Source organism: Cyclobacteriaceae bacterium (genome assembly GCA_030584025.1).
Lineage (GTDB): Bacteria > Bacteroidota > Bacteroidia > Cytophagales > Cyclobacteriaceae > UBA2336.
The window spans coordinates 3,977,102-3,992,767 of sequence record CP129487.1 but is presented as its reverse complement, the minus strand read 5'-3'; the positions used below and the strand labels follow the sequence as shown (position 1 = coordinate 3,992,767).

Annotated in this window: 15 protein-coding genes; 4 read left to right on the top strand and 11 right to left on the bottom strand. The window is 44.7% G+C overall.

Translation table 11 applies throughout. The features are described 5' to 3' along the window. Window positions 1-41: 41 nt before the first annotated feature. The 7 genes from atpG to QY309_18065 form a co-directional block, all read right to left on the bottom strand. A complete protein-coding gene (gene atpG, locus QY309_18095) occupies window positions 42-923 on the bottom strand; it encodes an ATP synthase F1 subunit gamma (GenBank protein WKZ59758.1) in 882 nt (293 codons plus the stop codon). An 8-nt stretch (window positions 924-931) separates the two neighbouring features. Continuing rightward, complete coding sequence (gene atpA / locus QY309_18090) at window positions 932-2,506, bottom strand: F0F1 ATP synthase subunit alpha (protein WKZ59757.1); 1,575 nt, start codon at window positions 2,504-2,506, stop codon at window positions 932-934. Between the two features lie 38 nt (window positions 2,507-2,544). Further along, a complete protein-coding gene (atpH, locus tag QY309_18085; protein WKZ59756.1) occupies window positions 2,545-3,105 on the bottom strand; it encodes an ATP synthase F1 subunit delta in 561 nt (186 codons plus the stop codon). 3 nt (window positions 3,106-3,108) lie between these two features. Further along, window positions 3,109-3,603 (bottom strand): F0F1 ATP synthase subunit B, encoded by a 495-nt coding sequence (locus QY309_18080; GenBank protein WKZ59755.1) that lies wholly within the window; start codon window positions 3,601-3,603, stop codon window positions 3,109-3,111. A gap of 98 nt (window positions 3,604-3,701) precedes the next feature. After that, window positions 3,702-3,947, bottom strand: coding sequence for an ATP synthase F0 subunit C (gene atpE / locus QY309_18075; GenBank protein WKZ59754.1), 246 nt, complete (start codon window positions 3,945-3,947; stop codon window positions 3,702-3,704). Window positions 3,948-3,973: 26 nt separating this feature from the next. Beyond that, window positions 3,974-4,984: a F0F1 ATP synthase subunit A gene (atpB, locus tag QY309_18070; protein WKZ59753.1), complete on the bottom strand. Its 1,011-nt coding sequence runs from the start codon at window positions 4,982-4,984 to the stop codon at window positions 3,974-3,976. A gap of 90 nt (window positions 4,985-5,074) precedes the next feature. Next, window positions 5,075-5,296, bottom strand: a complete 222-nt coding sequence (locus QY309_18065; protein ID WKZ59752.1) for a hypothetical protein — start codon at window positions 5,294-5,296, stop codon at window positions 5,075-5,077. 54 nt (window positions 5,297-5,350) lie between these two features. Here QY309_18065 and QY309_18060 point away from each other — a divergent pair, with 54 nt between their 5' ends. Next, entirely contained in the window at window positions 5,351-7,033 is a 1,683-nt protein-coding gene (locus tag QY309_18060) for a D-aminoacylase (protein ID WKZ59751.1), read from the top strand. A gap of 25 nt (window positions 7,034-7,058) precedes the next feature. Here the strand turns inward: QY309_18060 and QY309_18055 are convergent, their stop codons facing one another. The 4 genes from QY309_18055 to QY309_18040 are packed head-to-tail and all read right to left on the bottom strand — an operon-like array spanning window position 7,059 to window position 8,915. Then, window positions 7,059-7,418, bottom strand: coding sequence for a hypothetical protein (locus tag QY309_18055; GenBank protein WKZ59750.1), 360 nt, complete (start codon window positions 7,416-7,418; stop codon window positions 7,059-7,061). Continuing rightward, window positions 7,415-7,651, bottom strand: coding sequence for an AtpZ/AtpI family protein (locus tag QY309_18050; GenBank protein WKZ59749.1), 237 nt, complete (start codon window positions 7,649-7,651; stop codon window positions 7,415-7,417). Before QY309_18050 ends, QY309_18055 begins: the two co-directional genes overlap by 4 nt. After that, window positions 7,599-8,039 (bottom strand): polymer-forming cytoskeletal protein, encoded by a 441-nt coding sequence (locus QY309_18045; GenBank protein WKZ59748.1) that lies wholly within the window; start codon window positions 8,037-8,039, stop codon window positions 7,599-7,601. The genes QY309_18050 and QY309_18045 overlap by 53 nt, the downstream gene beginning before the upstream one ends. A 12-nt stretch (window positions 8,040-8,051) precedes the next feature. Beyond that, window positions 8,052-8,915: a M23 family metallopeptidase gene (locus QY309_18040; GenBank protein ID WKZ59747.1), complete on the bottom strand. Its 864-nt coding sequence runs from the start codon at window positions 8,913-8,915 to the stop codon at window positions 8,052-8,054. Between the two features lie 83 nt (window positions 8,916-8,998). On the opposite strand from QY309_18040, the gene QY309_18035 reads away from it, so the two are divergent. Genes QY309_18035 through uvrC form a run of 3 tightly spaced genes read left to right on the top strand, consistent with a single transcriptional unit; the run spans window position 8,999 to window position 15,646 of the window. After that, a complete protein-coding gene (locus QY309_18035; protein ID WKZ59746.1) occupies window positions 8,999-11,575 on the top strand; it encodes a tetratricopeptide repeat protein in 2,577 nt (858 codons plus the stop codon). Between the two features lie 10 nt (window positions 11,576-11,585). Continuing rightward, entirely contained in the window at window positions 11,586-13,853 is a 2,268-nt protein-coding gene (locus QY309_18030) for a transglycosylase domain-containing protein (protein ID WKZ59745.1), read from the top strand. Window positions 13,854-13,858: 5 nt separating this feature from the next. After that, window positions 13,859-15,646, top strand: a complete 1,788-nt coding sequence (gene uvrC / locus QY309_18025; protein ID WKZ59744.1) for an excinuclease ABC subunit UvrC — start codon at window positions 13,859-13,861, stop codon at window positions 15,644-15,646. The last annotated feature ends 20 nt before the right edge of the window (window positions 15,647-15,666 follow it).

Genomic DNA, 15,666 nt, shown 5'->3' with positions numbered 1-15,666 from the left:
GGTGAAGATGGGTCTTGATAATGATGATAAATCTGGCTCGCCTAAGAAGCCTTAAGGGCCTCGGCACCGCCAACAATTTCAAGAATTTCCTTGGTGATGGCCGCCTGACGTGTTCGGTTGTAGGTCAACCGCAACTCTTTCAGTAATTCTCCGGCATTTTCAGTTGCTTTATCCATGGCTGTCATACGTGCACCATTTTCTGCTGCGTTGGAATCTAACACCGCCTTAAATAATTGCACTTTCAACGACTTTGGTATCAAACCGGTAACAATCTCTTCACGATCTGGCTGGTAGATATAATCCACTTCAGCTGTTTTTTCTTCACTTTCAGGCATCACTACAGGCAAGTACTGCTCTGTGCGCAACACTTGTGTGGCCACATTCTTAAACTCGTTGTATACAATTTCAACCTTATCGTACGTGCCCTTTTTAAATGCATCCATGATGTACTCTGATGCATCGGCCACACGATCAAAGGTAAGGGAAGCAATAACTCCTGTATAATTTTTAACGATCGGGAATTTACGCTTGCCGAAGTAGTCCTCAGCTTTCTTGCCAATCGACATTACCGTTACATTCCCCTGACGATTTTGTTGCTCGTACTTTTCGCTGATCAGGCGCAGCACACCTTTAAACACGTTGGTGTTAAATGAACCGCACAATCCGCGATCAGAACTTACCGCAACAATAAGAATCTTCTTTTCTTGACGCACCGCACTAAACCAGTTATCGGCACCATCACTTTGTGCTGAAGAAAGGTTACGAAGAATGTAGGCCAGTTTGTGTGCGAACGGACGCATCTGCAAAATCCGATCTTGCGACCTACGTAATTTTGCGGCTGCCACCATTTTCATGGCCTTGGTGATCTGCTGGGTAGAGACCACCGAAGTAATGCGATTCTTAACTTCCTTTAAACTCGGCATTGTTCTGCTTAATATTTCGAGGCTAAATCAAGAGCTACTTTTTTGATGGTTTCCACATCCGCGTCTTCGAACTTACCGGCACGTAAGTTATCCAACACCTGCTGATGAGCAGAGCGCATCAAGGCAAGAAAATCTGCCTCAAACTCACGCACCTTGTTAACCGGCACACGGTCAATAAAGCCACGGGTAGATGCGGTGATGATCGCAACCTGTTCCTCTACCGGAACCGGTGCATACTGATCCTGCTTCAATACCTCGGTGTTTCTGCGACCACGTTCAATTGTCAGTTTAGTTGCCGCATCAAGGTCGGAACCGAATTTGGCAAATGCTTCCAATTCACGGAACTGTGCCTGATCAAGTTTTAACGTACCGGCCACCTTCTTCATGGATTTGATCTGAGCTGCACCACCTACACGCGATACCGAAATACCCACGTTAATAGCCGGACGGATACCGGAGTTAAACAAGTTTGTTTCAAGGAATATCTGACCATCGGTAATGGAAATTACGTTGGTCGGGATGTAAGCCGATACGTCACCAGCCTGTGTTTCGATAATCGGAAGTGCCGTAAGTGAACCACCACCTTTAACCAAATGCTTGATGGAGTTAGGCAAGTCGTTCATGTTCTTCGCAATCTCATCGTTGTTGATGATTTTGGCCGCACGCTCCAATAAGCGAGAGTGCAGGTAGAATACGTCACCGGGATACGCTTCACGTCCGGGAGGTCTTCTCAACAGCAGGGATACTTCGCGGTAAGAAACAGCCTGCTTGGAAAGGTCATCATAAATAACCAATGCCGGACGACCCGTATCGCGGAAGAATTCACCGATAGCTGCACCGGTAAACGGAGCAAAGAACTGCATCGGAGCTGGATCAGATGCCGTTGCTGATACAATTACCGTATAGGAAAGTGCACCTGCTTTTTCCAATTCAGCGGCCACGTTGGCAACCGTTGATCCCTTCTGGCCAATCGCTACGTAAATACAATAAACTGGCTGGCCTTTTTCAAAAAATTCTCTCTGGTTGATAATCGTGTCAATCGCCACAGCAGTTTTACCTGTCTGACGATCGCCAATGATCAATTCACGCTGACCACGACCAATCGGAATCATGGAGTCAATCGCTTTGATACCGGTTTGCAATGGTTCGTTTACAGGCTGACGGTAGATAACACCCGGAGCTTTGCGCTCCAAAGGCATCTCATACAGCTCGCCACTCAACGGGCCTTTTCCATCAACAGGTTCGCCAAGTGTGTTAACCACACGACCAACCATGCCATCACCCACCATAACAGAGGCAATCTTACCGGTACGTTTTACGGTATCACCTTCGTGCACACCCTTTGAGTCGCCAAACAATACGGCACCCACGTTGTCTTCTTCCAGGTTCAATACCATGGCGCGAAGACCATTTTCAAATTCAAGCAACTCACCGGCTTGTGCCTGCGTGAGGCCATAGATGCGGGCTACCCCGTCACCTACTGACAATACGGTACCAACTTCTTCCAGTTCAACATCCGTACGGGATTGCGAAAGTTGTTCACGCAATATTGCGGATACTTCTTCAGGTCTGATTTCTGCCATGATATCTTCTTGTTTCTTTGTCGTTAATTTATTGTCGATCAAAATCCCTTCACATAAGGGTTCTGACTGAATTTAGTTTTCAATGCTTTTAATTTATTCTTGATGGAAGCATCCACCTGGCGATCGCCCACCGTCAGCACAAAACCACCAATCATGTCGGCATCTACTTTTTCCACCAACTCAATTTGCTTTTTCTTACTGATCTGCTGAACAATCCCTTCAATCTCTTTGCGCAAAGCAGCATCAACCGGGAAAGGGGTTACCAATTGTGCAGTACCAATGCCCTTGTACACATTATAGGCGTTGTGAAACTCACGTGCAATGGATGGTAACAACGGCTCACGGTTTTTACGGGTGATGATATCGAAGAAAGCCATGGTAAGTGCATGAACTTTACCCGCAAAAACTTTTTGGAGCACATCCCGCTTTTTATCATGACGGATAACCGGGCTGCGCAGCATCAAAGCAAACGCGCGGTTCTCGTTACACACCTTGGTGAATAGCAGCATGTCGTTGTGCACATGGTCTAACACCTGTTGTTCTTCGGCAAGGCCCAACAAGGATTTTACGTATCGCGATGCTACCCGTGATTCAGCCATGCTTTAGTTTACCTTTATATCTTTAATGAATTCTTCCACCAGCTCTTTCTGAGCCTTATCCGTTGAGAGGTTTTTCTTCATTAAACGCTCTGCAACCTGAAGCGAAAACATGGCTACTTGCGTGCGCACATCTTTCATGGCTGCCTGCTTCTCAATTTGAATGGCTGCACGGGCATCATCAATAATTTTGTCAGCTGCCTTTTTTGCATCCAGTTGTGCCTCCTCTTTCATACGGTTAGTTGCCTCGCGTGCTTCTTTCAGCATCTTATCGCGTTCTTCGCGTGCTTCTTTCAGCAACTTTTCATTATCGGCCTGCAGGCGCGTCATCTCAGCACGAGCTTTCTCAGCCGTATCCAACGCATTTTGGATGGATTGTTCGCGCTCCTTCAAAGAGCTCAAAATTGGCTTCCAGGCAAGCTTTGATAACAACAAAACTAAAAGCAGGAAAACTATTGCCTGCCAAACAATAAGACCTGTACCGGGTGTTAAAAGATCCATAGGATTTTATTTTAGTCCTGCCAAGCAGGTAATCATTAAATCAATTTAAAGAGCTTGTCTCAGCCAATTGCATCGACAAGCTCTTTGAGATTCAGACATTATCCCAATGTCCAGATCAGAAGACAAATAACCAGCGCAAACAAAGCAGCAACCTCGATAAGAGCCGCGATGATCAGCATGGCGCCTTGAATTTTACCGGCAGCCTCAGGCTGACGGGCCATACCTTCCATTGCAGAGCCACCGATTTTACCGATACCGATTCCAGCGCCAATTGCAGCCAGACCAGCACCAATTCCAGCGCCCATGATTGCGTAGCTGATGTCTAATAAAAGTGATAACAACATATATTTATTGATTTAAGTGAAACACGTTAATGATGATCATGATCGGCCGTAGCCATTCCAATATAAACTGAGGTAAACAAGGTGAATACGTATGCTTGTATACCTGCAACTAAAATCTCAATCAGGTTAATAAACAGAACTATCAAGCTTGAAATAAACCCTACTGTAACACTCTGAAAAATAAACGCCAGACTGATAAGGCTCAGCAATACAATGTGACCAGCCGTAATCGCCACGAACAAACGAATCATCAGGGAGAACGGCTTGGTGAATATCCCTACGATCTCAACCGGCAAAATCACAATGCGAAGCGGAAGCGGAACACCGGGTGTCCAGAAGATGTGACTCCAGTATGCCTTGTTGCCACTCACGTTGGTAATAATGAACGTGAACACCGCAAGCGTCATCGTCACAGCAATATTCCCCGTCATGTTACCGGCACCAGGCAACAAGCCCAACAGGTTACCGAAAAGAATGAAGAAGAACAGCGTTAACAGGTAAGGCAAATATTTTTCGTAGTGATGGCCGATGTTTGGCTTCACAATTTCATCGCGAACAAAAACAATGATTGGCTCAAAGAACGACTGAAGACCTTTTGGCGCCTTGCCCGCATTTTGCTTTGCCCCTTTCGCAGCGGCCAACAACAATACCATCAACAATGCAGCATTGATAAACAGCATCGCCACGTTTTTGGTGATGGAAATATCGAACACGGAATTTCCATTCAAATAGATGTGACCATGATCAAGCGTGTAGCCATTGTAGGCCACTACATTGTGGTGGTCATCATAAAAATTCTTTGAGGAAAAAATATCCAGTCCGCGTTCAGATGAGTACACGATTACCGGCAGGTAAAGGGTGCCGTAATGCCCATCCCAAAAGTGCCAGATGTGGTCGTCCATTACGTGGTGAAGAATCACCTCGCTGGCGTTAAACTCGCCCCCTTCAGAAGCATCGGCTGCAAACGAAAAAACAGAAGAAAACAGCAGCGCAAGAACGAGGGAAAACCGGGTGAGTTTGTGGTAAAAAACGCTCATTTGGGCCAGATTAGGGGTTTTAAAATCCGACCGCAAAGGTATTAATTAAACTATGAGAAAGAAATCTTTTGAATTTTTTCTTGGCCGTTTTCACCGGCTGATCTGCCGCCACAAAAAGCCTACTTCCAGTGCCGTAAACACGGCATAAACCGCTATGAAAAACACCACATTTTCTAAGGCTCCGGGGCGGTCTTCCCAAATGATTACAGCCAGGTATGACCGAATGCCAAAAGTTTTATGGCGATGGGTATTGACTATGTTAAACTTGAAGCCGCTTTGAGTTAAAGTACGACCGAAAACAATAATTAACATTGTGCTTTTGCCTGCTGATTACTAACTATACTGAGCGAGCCTAACCCTCAACCTATGAAAAAACTCTCCATCTTAGTTGCCGCTTTATTACTCCTCAATGCCTGTCAACAGCAAAAATTTGATGTTGTTATCCGTGGGGGTACCGTGTTTGATGGATCGGGAAAACCCGGTATGGTAACAGATGTAGGCATTAATGCTGATACCATCGCTGCTATTGGCGACCTGGCAAAAGCCACAGGCAAAATTGAGATCAACGCTGAAGGGCTGGCGGTTTCCCCTGGCTTCATCAATGTGTTAAGCTGGGCTACGAAATCATTGATTATTGATGGAAAATCTCAGTCGGATATTCGCCAGGGCGTTACGCTGGAAGTGTTCGGGGAAGGTTGGAGCATGGGGCCGCTGAATGACCAGATGAAAGCCAATATGCTTACCGATATGGAACATGATCCGGACTGGAAGTTTAATCTGGACTGGACCACATTAGGCGAATATCTTGAATCGCTTGAGCGAAGGGGTGTAACTCCCAACGTTGCATCATTTGTAGGGGCTACCACCATTCGCATACATGAGTTGGGTTATGCCAACCGGTTGCCCAATACAGAAGAAATGGAACGCATGAAAGCATTGGTAAAACAAGCCATGGAGGAAGGTGCGTTAGGTGTGGGGTCATCACTCATTTATGCACCCGCAAATTATTCATCAACCAAGGAGTTAGTTGAATTATGCAAAGTAGCCGGAGCGTACGGGGGCATGTACATTACCCACATGCGCAGTGAGGGTAACAACATTTTCAACGCTGTAGATGAAACCATACAAATTGCCCGTGAAGGTAAACTACCCGCAGAAATCTACCACTTGAAAATGGCCGGACAGGAAAACTGGTGGAAGCTGGATTCTGTACTCACTATGATAAATAACGCCAATAAAGAAGGTTTAAAAATAACAGCCGACATGTATACCTATACCGCTGGAGCAACCGGGCTTGATGCCTCAATGCCTCCCTGGGTGCAGGAAGGCGGAATAAAGGAATGGGTTAAACGGCTGCAAGATCCGAAAATACGCAAGCGTGTATTAGATGAAATGCGCAAACCTTCCGATGCGTGGGAAAATCTGTTGTTGATGGCCGGTGGAGCAGAACGTGTTCTGCTGTTGGGCTTTGCCAACGATTCACTCAAGCAGTTCATCGGCAAAACACTGGCCGAGGTGTCAGCTCTTTACGGGAAGAGCCCGGAAGAAACTGCCATGGACCTGGTGATTGCCGATAGCACACGTGTTAGTACAGCTTATTTTATGATGAGTGAGGAAAATGTTAAACGGCAAATTGCTTTACCATACCTCAGCTTTGGTTCTGATGCGGGCTCATTAGCGACTGAAGGGGTGTTTATTAAATCAAGCACCCATCCGCGTGCGTATGGAAACTTTGCGCGCTTGTTGGGCAAATACGTGCGCGATGAAAAAGTAATTCCGATGGAAGAAGCCATTCGTAAACTCACTTCGTTGCCGGCCTCTAACCTTAAAATAAAAAAGCGTGGCTCATTAACTCCCGGTTATTATGCCGATGTAGTCGTGTTCGATCCGCAAACCATTCAGGATCATGCCACATTTGAGCAACCACATCAATACAGCACAGGCGTGATGCATGTGTTCGTAAACGGCATACAGGTATTAAAAGACGGAGCGCACACAGGCGCAAAACCTGGGCGTGTTGTACGCGGACCCGGATGGAAAGAACAGTAATACATTCAGAATAAAATCCGAAACCTCATCTGCTGATCTGCCGCCACAAAAAGCCCACTTCGAGTGCCGTAAACACGGCATAGACCGCAATGAAAAACACAACGTTCTCCAAAGCTCCGGGGCGGTCTTCCCAAATGATTAAGGCCAGGTATGCACCGTATGCCAAAAGTTTTATGGCGATGCTGGCCAGGTAAAAATGAACGAAAAAATCGGGCCTGTCTTTGTGAATGCGCAGCAGGTAAAAATACAGTCCGATGGTACTGGCTGTAAGCAGTACCAGACTCTGAAAAAAAAATGAAGGAAGTGCAGAAAACGATTGGCTCACGCCCACGATGATCACAACCACCAACCCCATCGTAACCAAAAAACCTGTCAGGTTGCTCACGACTTATCAATAGACTTATACAACTGGTACATCATCCCTGCAAAGGCAACGAACACAAACACAATCAAAAATATGGGGTACTTTAATTTCAACCAGCCATCAAGCAAATAGCCAAACCACGCAAACAACCCAATGGTAACCAAAAGCTGCAGGGCAAGGCTACTATACTTCAGGTAGCTGTTAGATGGTTTTGGCTTCTGTTCCGGTGAGGGATCGCGATGCTCCGAAGCCATTGTTTTCACCTATCTTGATTTCCTTAATGGTGGCGCCCATTTTACAGCTTCCATTAAAGGACGCACCCGGCTCAACCACCAACTTACCGGTAACGATATCACCGTGAATCACGGCTGTTGCTTTCAATACTAACAACTCTGCAATTTCAATTTTACCCTTCACTTCACCTTCAATGTCGGCATTTTGTGCGGTGATGTTGCCTTGTACTTGTGAAGAAGAGCCCAGGGCCACTTTTGATTTTGATTTTACATGACCTGTTACTTTTCCTTCAATGCGTATGTTGCCATACGTTTCAATATTACCTTCCAGAAAGGTTCCCTTTCCAATGTTGTTGCTGGAATTGCTGATTTCTTCGGCCACTCGTTTTTCTTCTTTTGAAGTAAACATGTTTTTGTCTGGTTAAAATGTTACAAACTCTTCCGGATTAAGCGGGTTGCCGCTGTACCACAACTCAAAGTGCAGGTGTGGGCCATCCGTCATTTCTCCGCTATTGCCAACTATAGAAACGATTTCTCCGCCATTGACAAAAGTACCAACTTTTTTATAGAGTTGGGCATTGTGCTTATAGACCGAGATCAGGTTGCCTTTATGCTGAATCATCATCACATACCCGGAGTCCTGTGTCCAGGAAGCAAAAATTACTGTTCCATCTGCGATGTTCTTTACTGGTTCATTGGTTTTGGCCACAATATCCACCCCATAATGACCCTGCTGTGCGTCATAGTGACCGGAAATAAATCCCGTAAGGGGCGAAAAGAAGAACGTTTCCTGCAGTTCACGGTACTTCACACTGGCCAGGGTGATCAAGGCCAAGTCTGATTTTTCAAACTCTTTGCGGAATGATGAATCCGAGGGCGCAAGCTTAAGTTCATCTGGTTTCACAAGCGGTTGCCCTTCACTGCTTAAAATTTTAGCAGGGTCATTGAAATCACTGGTATCACCACTCAGCACCCTTTGAATACCTAAGATGAACTGATCCTTGCGGTCAACCTCCAGGTAAAGGGAGTCTACTTTTTGATCCAGTTCAATCAACTGCTTGTTCATCTGCATCTGTGCAAAGCGCGGATCGAACCACTTCGCCAATATGGTTTGTGCCAGAAAGAGGCTGATCGCGAAGATGACCGCGAAGATGATCACTGAAAAAAGGATTACCTTCGAATAGGTAAAACCCATGCTGGTTTTCTCGGCAAAGTTCTCCTCATTCCGGATTACCAGCTGGTATCGGTTGGTTAACCAGTTAGAAATGGTCTTTTTTGGCTTCAAATCGCGATTTTAACCCACAAAAGTAGATAATCTGGGCGTAATTAATATGGAATATTCGTTTTTTGCGTTTCTTAACCGTTGAAGTGTCTGCCTTGAAAATCCGGTACGTCTATATCCTTTTTGGTGCCCTCGTGGTAGCCTGCTCACCACAATCGAATACCATCACGAGTAAGGCATTCCATAACACAACGGCACATTACAACGGGTATTATTATGCGCTGGAAGAAATCACAAAAATTGAGGGCACCATCCGTAAAAATCATAAAGACGACTATAACCGGGTTTTGAAGCTTTTCCCTCCGCTTGATTCTGTATTGGCCAAGAGTTACGACAAAGAAATTCAGGAAGCCATTAAGATGGCCTCCATCGCCATACAACGGCATCCCAACAGCAAATGGGTAGATGACAGTTATGTGCTGGTAGGCAAGGGAAGGTTATACAGTTTTGATTGGGGTAATGCCATCCAGACATTCAAGTTTGTAAACACAAAAGGGAAAGAACTGCACACCCGGCATGAAGCGTTGATCTGGTTGGCAAGAACGTTTACCGAACACGGTGAATTCAATAATGCAGAAGCCACTTTTGATTTTCTGCAAAAAGAAAAACTAAACAAAACCAATCTCAAAAAACTCTATCTTGAAAAAGCACATTACTACCAGGTGCGTGGTGATGATGACAACTTTGTTAAGAACTTAACAGAAGCCGTGCCGCTTTTAAAAAAGAAAGACAGGCCAGGACGCATCTACTTTATTCTCGGGCAGGTTTATCAGCAACTTGGATTTGAAGCAGAGGCCTACAATTATTTCCGCAAATGCCTGGACACACATCCGGAATACGAGGTTGATTTTTACGCACGTTTGTACATGGCGCAGGTAGCTGAGATATCCAAAAGCCGTAGCATCGCCAATGCCCGCAAGTCGTTTAAAAAATTATTGAAGGATAGTAAGAACAAAGAGTTCAGAGACAAGATCTATTATGAAATGGGTGTGTTTGAACGCAAGCAAAAAAACATTAAAGAAGCGCTGGAAACATTTGAGCTGGCTCTACGTGAAGGAAACAACGCCCAGATTGATGGTGAAGCGTATTTACAAATGGGTGAAATCTATTACGACACGTTAAAAAATTACGAATTCGCAAAACTCTATTACGATAGTGCGGTTGCAAACCTGAGCAAAGACCACGAAGACTTTGCTGCCGTAAAAACCCGTCAGGAAATTCTTGCCGAGTTTGTTACACACTTGAATACCATAACCTGGCAAGACAGCCTGATGGTAATGGCTAAGATGGATTCGGCCTCATTAATGCAACACATTACTGCTGTACTGGAAAGCAAAAAGAAGCCGGAAGAAAAAACGCGCAAGAAAAAGAAACGTAACCGCATTGATATCGCACAGGTAAATTCAAGCCTGAACACAGCAACCGGTTTGGAAGGTACAGACTGGTATTTCGGAAATCCTTCGGCACTTGCTTTAGGTCAGCAGGAATTTAAACGAATATGGGGAGCGATACCACTGGAAGATAACTGGCGGAGATCATCGCGTGCCTTGCCTGCATCGCAGCGCACCAATACCGTGGCTGCAACAGATGGAAAGGCAAAAGATGAAGCAGCGCCAAGTGAAGAAGCTACCAAAACCGATCCGGTACTTGAGGAGTTTCAACGAATCAACAAAGAATTGCCCAAAACTCCGGAACAAGTTGCTGAAGCGCTCTCCAAAATTGAAGATGCCTATTTCCTCTTGGGTGATATCTATTATTTCAAACTGCAGGAGAAAGAAAATGCGGTTGGTACATATGAAACACTGCTCACACGTTTTCCTGAAACGGATTATCGCCCGGAGGTACTTTACAAGCTTTACCTCATGCACAAAGAATCCGATCCGGGTCGGGCAGATCGGTACGCTCAAGAGTTAAAAGCGAACTTTCCCGAAAGCACATTCGCAAAGATTTTAATCAACCCCGACTACCTGCTTGAATCCAGCCAGGTAATGGAGAAACAAAAGGCGTTGTACAAAATTGCTTATGAACAATTTGAAGTTTACCAACTGGATTCAACCCTTACCATACTGAATGAAGCCCTTGCCCTGGAGAAAACGACCTTCACCCCCAACCTGGAGTTGTTGAAAATTCTTGCCATGGGCAAAACGGAAGAAATTGCACGGTACCAATACCGACTCGAGGAATTCATAAAACAATATCCTGAAACAGAAATAACTGCCTATGCACAAAAACTGCTCAAAGCTTCACGCGACTTTGAGTTGAAGCGTGAAAAAGAAAAAGGAATCAAATACATCCCCTCCTTCGATGAGCCCCATTACTTTGTTATCATCTACCAAACCAAAGGTAAATTGGAAGACGTTGCCTCCAAGGCATTGGATGGATTTAACCAGGCGAACTTTTCCACGTCAAAACTGAAGGTAAGCAACCTGATCTTCGATGAAAACAACTCCATTACATTCGTTTCGGGGCTTAACGCCATGAATGACGCTCAGCAATACTACCGTACGTTTATCGAAAAGCAACCAACCCTGAACACCTTAAAACCGCATAAATTCGATACTTTTGTGATTACGAAAAATAACTTCGATATTTTTTACAGGACTAAAGGCTTGCATGAGTACCTCCAATTCTTTGAAAAAAACTATATCCCAAAAAATCCGTAGCCTGTTAGGCATGAACCATCCCTGGTTCAAGCGGATCGTTCGCGCCATCTGGATACTTTTCTTTTGCTTCATTATCGGTTTCCCGATTTACATCTATTCCGTGTCCATCGATTTGTTTGGCCTTTTCGGGGGAATGCCCAGTTTAAAATCAATCGAAAATCCGGAGAACGATTTGTCATCCGAGCTCATCTCTGCCGATGGTGTTTCGCTAGGCCGCTACTTTCGGTACAACCGCGCACAGGTTTCGTATGATGATCTTTCTGATGACCTGGTGAATACGTTACTCCTTTCGGAAGATCACCGATTTTATGACCACTCGGGTATGGATTTCATTGCTTACCTGCGTGTATTGAAAGGACTGCTTACCTTCAGTCCGGCTGGTGGCGGAAGTACCATCACCCAACAGTTGGCTAAAAACCTGTACACCCAAAATCCGGATATGGGCCTTGATGGTACCATCGGAAAACTGGGTCGCTACCCCAGGCGGATTGTACAGAAAACAAAAGAGTGGATCATTGCTTTCCACCTGGAAAAAAATTTCACCAAAGAAGAAATCATTGCCATGTACCTGAACACAGCCGAGTTTGGTAGCAATGCTTATGGCATTCAGGTAGCGGCTGAAACTTACTTTGGAAGAACGCCTGATAGTTTGAACGTGCAAGAGTCGGCTGTATTGGTTGGTATGTTGCAAGCCATCACACGCTTTAATCCGGTGCTCAATCCAGAAAATTCACTGGTGAAACGAAACGAAGTGTTGTACAAATTGTATAAACATGGCTACATCCCAACACGCGAAGCGTACGATTCCATTAAAGCGCTTCCCATTGTGTTGCAGTACCGCGTTCAAAATCAAAATGAAGGATTGGCCACTTATTTCAGAAGTGTTATTTCACAGGATTTGATGGCGTGGTGCAAAGAACGGAACATCGACTTATGGGAGTCTGGTTTAAAAATTTATACCACCATTGACAGTCGTTTACAACAGTATGCCGAGGAAGCAGTAGCAGAGCACATGAAATTTCTTCAGGGGGATTTTGATGTACATTGGCAAGGAAAAAATCCATGGCTGGATGAAGACGGAAAAGAGATCCGAAATTTTTTACAGATGCGGATTAAACAAACCGATGCGTACAAAAATCTGGTTGCACGCTACGGTGAAAAATCCGATTCGGTAAAAATCATGCTGAACCTGAAAAAGCCCATGCGCATTTTTACCTGGAATGGTGAACGGGATACCTTATTCAGTTCCATGGATTCACTGAACTATTATAAGCGATTCCTGCATACCGGCTTAATTGCCATAGATGCCAATACCGGTGCAATTAAAGCATGGGTGGGTGGCATTGATCACAAATACTTTAAGTTCGATCACGTACGTCAGGGCAAACGACAACCCGGTTCAACCTTTAAACCATTTGTGTATGGTGCGGCATTGGAGTTAGGTTACAATCCTTGCCTGGAGAAATTTGATATTTCACCGGTATTTAATGTACCAGGAACAACATGGTATCCTCCCAATTCAGATGGCACACGAGGCAGTGGAGAGAAAATGACACTTCGTCAAGCAATGGCAAGATCCGTCAACTCCATTACAGCACAAGTAATGAAAGAGATTAAAGAACAAACCGTTGTCAATTTTGCACACCGCGTTGGTGTCTCAAGTCAGTTGGATGCTGTGCCTTCTCTTTGTCTTGGTGTAAGCGATGTGTCGCTCTATGAAATGGCCGGTGCGTATGCCACATTTGTGAATAGTGGTATTTACACAGAGCCGTATTATATAAGTCGCATTGAAGATAAAAATGGTAACGTAATTGAAAACTTTGTGCCTAAAACACGTGAAGCCATCAGTGAACAAACGGCTTTCAAAATGATTTACATGTTACAAGGTGGTGTAGAGGAAGAAGGCGGAACTTCACGCGGGCTGAACAAAGAATTAAAAATCGATAATGAACTTGGGGGTAAAACTGGAACAACCAACAATGCCTCAGATGGATGGTATATGGGCGTTACACCCAACCTGGTAGCCGGAGTTTGGGTTGGAGGCGATGAGCGCAGCATACATTACAGAACCTGGAGTATGGGGCAAGGCACACGCACAGCCCGCCCGATTTGGGAAAAGTTTATGTTGAAGGTGTACGCAGACCAGACCGTTGAATACAAAAAGGGATTTTTCCGAAGACCCCGAACCGGGCTTGACATCACCCTGGATTGTGCCCAATACCCCGGAGCCGATTCAACCCAGGTGGTTGATGACCGCCAATGGGATGATTTCAATTAATCAGCATGTTGTTTGATGAGCTAAAAGATTATGCTCTTCTGCTTCCGGATTCACCCGGTGTTTACCGCTTTTACAATGCACAGCACGAACTCATATATGTAGGCAAGGCGAAAAGTCTGAAGAAACGGGTTAGCTCCTACTTTAATAAAAGCAGCGGACTAAACCGTAAAACACTAAAACTTGTTTCAGAAATTAACCACATCGAATACACGGTGGCCAACACTGAATTCGATGCGTTGTTGCTGGAAAATAATTTCATTAAACAGAATCAGCCGAAGTACAACATCCTGTTAAAGGATGATAAAACATTTCCATACCTCTGCATTCTCAACGAACGCTTTCCAAGAATCATATCTACGCGAAAATATTTACCTGAACAAGGTGAGTACTTTGGCCCTTATGCCAGCGTAACGGCTATGAAAAGTGTGCTAGAGTTGGTAAGGAAACTATATACCATTCGCACGTGCACGCTTGCACTTACCGCAGCTAACATTGAACAGAAAAAATTTAAAGTTTGTCTTGAATTTCATATCGGCAATTGTAAAGGCCCTTGTGAAAATTTACAAAGCGAATCCGACTACCTCGAAGATATTGACCAGGCCCGCCACATCCTGAAAGGAAACCTGAGCAAGGTAGAGCAATACTTTCAGCGCCACATGCAAGCAGCTGCCGAAAGTCTCTCATTTGAGCAAGCTCAAAAATTTAAAGACAAACTTAATCTACTCGATCGGTTCCAAAGCAAATCGCTGGTGGTGAACCGAAACCTTACCGACATTGATGTGGTGTCAATCGCCAGCAAAAATGATTATGCCTACATCAACTACATGCAGGTTAAAGAGGGAGCGATTGTGTTCTCGAAAACATTGGAAGTGAAGAAAAAACTCGATGAACCCGATGAAGAATTACTTTCCTATGCACTGGTTTCACTGCGTGAACAAACAAATTCATTGCATCGTGAGATTATCAGCAACCTTCCCATTGTACTGATCTCTGAAGAAATCATAAACACCATCCCTAAAATAGGTGACAAGAAAAAACTTCTTTCTCTCTCGCTGAAAAATGCACTGGAGATGCAAAAGGAGCGCGAATTGGTTCGGGGTGAGAAAAAATCACGACAAGCAGAGGTTATCCAAATTTTACAAAAAGATTTGCACCTTCAGCACCCGCCCATGATTATTGAATGTTTTGATAATTCAAATTTTCAAGGCAGCTACCCGGTTGCATCCATGGTACGTTTTGTGAACGGAAAGCCAGATAAAAAAAATTACCGGCACTTCAACATCAAAACCGTTACCGGGCCTAACGATTTTGAGTCGATGAAAGAGATTGTAGGCAGGCGGTACAGAAAAATTCTGGACGAAGGAAGTGAGTTGCCTGATCTTATCCTCGTGGATGGAGGAAAAGGTCAACTCAGCAGCGCGTGCGAGTCGCTGAAAGAACTAAATCTATACGGCAAATTGCCCATTGCCGGAATTGCCAAAAGGCTTGAGGAAATCTATTATCCGGAAGATCCGCTTCCCTTACACATCAATAAAAAATCACCCGGATTATTGCTGCTTCAACAAATACGGGACGAGGCCCATCGCTTCGCCATTACGTTTCATCGCAAAAAGAGAAACAAATCAACCCTGAAAACAGAGCTGGACAGCCTGGAAGGCATTGGTGAAAAGACCATTACCAAATTACTTAGGCACTTCAAATCCACAAAAAAAATAAAAGAAGCAAGCCAGGAAGAACTCGAAGAACTGGTAGGCAAAGCACGGGCAATAAAGATCAAGCAACAAGCCCGGTAAACAAAAAACCCTGAGGCTAT

What these genes read in the sequence shown, in the direction of transcription:
- atpA (WKZ59757.1), bottom strand. Translation starts at nt 2,506, where the DNA reads ATGGCAGAAATCAGACCTGAAGAAGTATCCGCAATATTGCGTGAACAA.
- QY309_18065 (WKZ59752.1), bottom strand. Translation starts at nt 5,296, where the DNA reads ATGTTAATTATTGTTTTCGGTCGTACTTTAACTCAAAGCGGCTTCAAG.
- atpG (WKZ59758.1), bottom strand. Translation starts at nt 923, where the DNA reads ATGCCGAGTTTAAAGGAAGTTAAGAATCGCATTACTTCGGTGGTCTCT.
- QY309_18050 (WKZ59749.1), bottom strand. Translation starts at nt 7,651, where the DNA reads ATGGCTTCGGAGCATCGCGATCCCTCACCGGAACAGAAGCCAAAACCA.
- atpH (WKZ59756.1), bottom strand. Translation starts at nt 3,105, where the DNA reads ATGGCTGAATCACGGGTAGCATCGCGATACGTAAAATCCTTGTTGGGC.
- QY309_18030 (WKZ59745.1), top strand. Translation starts at nt 11,586, where the DNA reads ATGAACCATCCCTGGTTCAAGCGGATCGTTCGCGCCATCTGGATACTT.
- QY309_18060 (WKZ59751.1), top strand. Translation starts at nt 5,351, where the DNA reads ATGAAAAAACTCTCCATCTTAGTTGCCGCTTTATTACTCCTCAATGCC.
- QY309_18080 (WKZ59755.1), bottom strand. Translation starts at nt 3,603, where the DNA reads ATGGATCTTTTAACACCCGGTACAGGTCTTATTGTTTGGCAGGCAATA.
- atpB (WKZ59753.1), bottom strand. Translation starts at nt 4,984, where the DNA reads ATGAGCGTTTTTTACCACAAACTCACCCGGTTTTCCCTCGTTCTTGCG.
- QY309_18045 (WKZ59748.1), bottom strand. Translation starts at nt 8,039, where the DNA reads ATGTTTACTTCAAAAGAAGAAAAACGAGTGGCCGAAGAAATCAGCAAT.
- uvrC (WKZ59744.1), top strand. Translation starts at nt 13,859, where the DNA reads ATGTTGTTTGATGAGCTAAAAGATTATGCTCTTCTGCTTCCGGATTCA.
- atpE (WKZ59754.1), bottom strand. Translation starts at nt 3,947, where the DNA reads ATGTTGTTATCACTTTTATTAGACATCAGCTACGCAATCATGGGCGCT.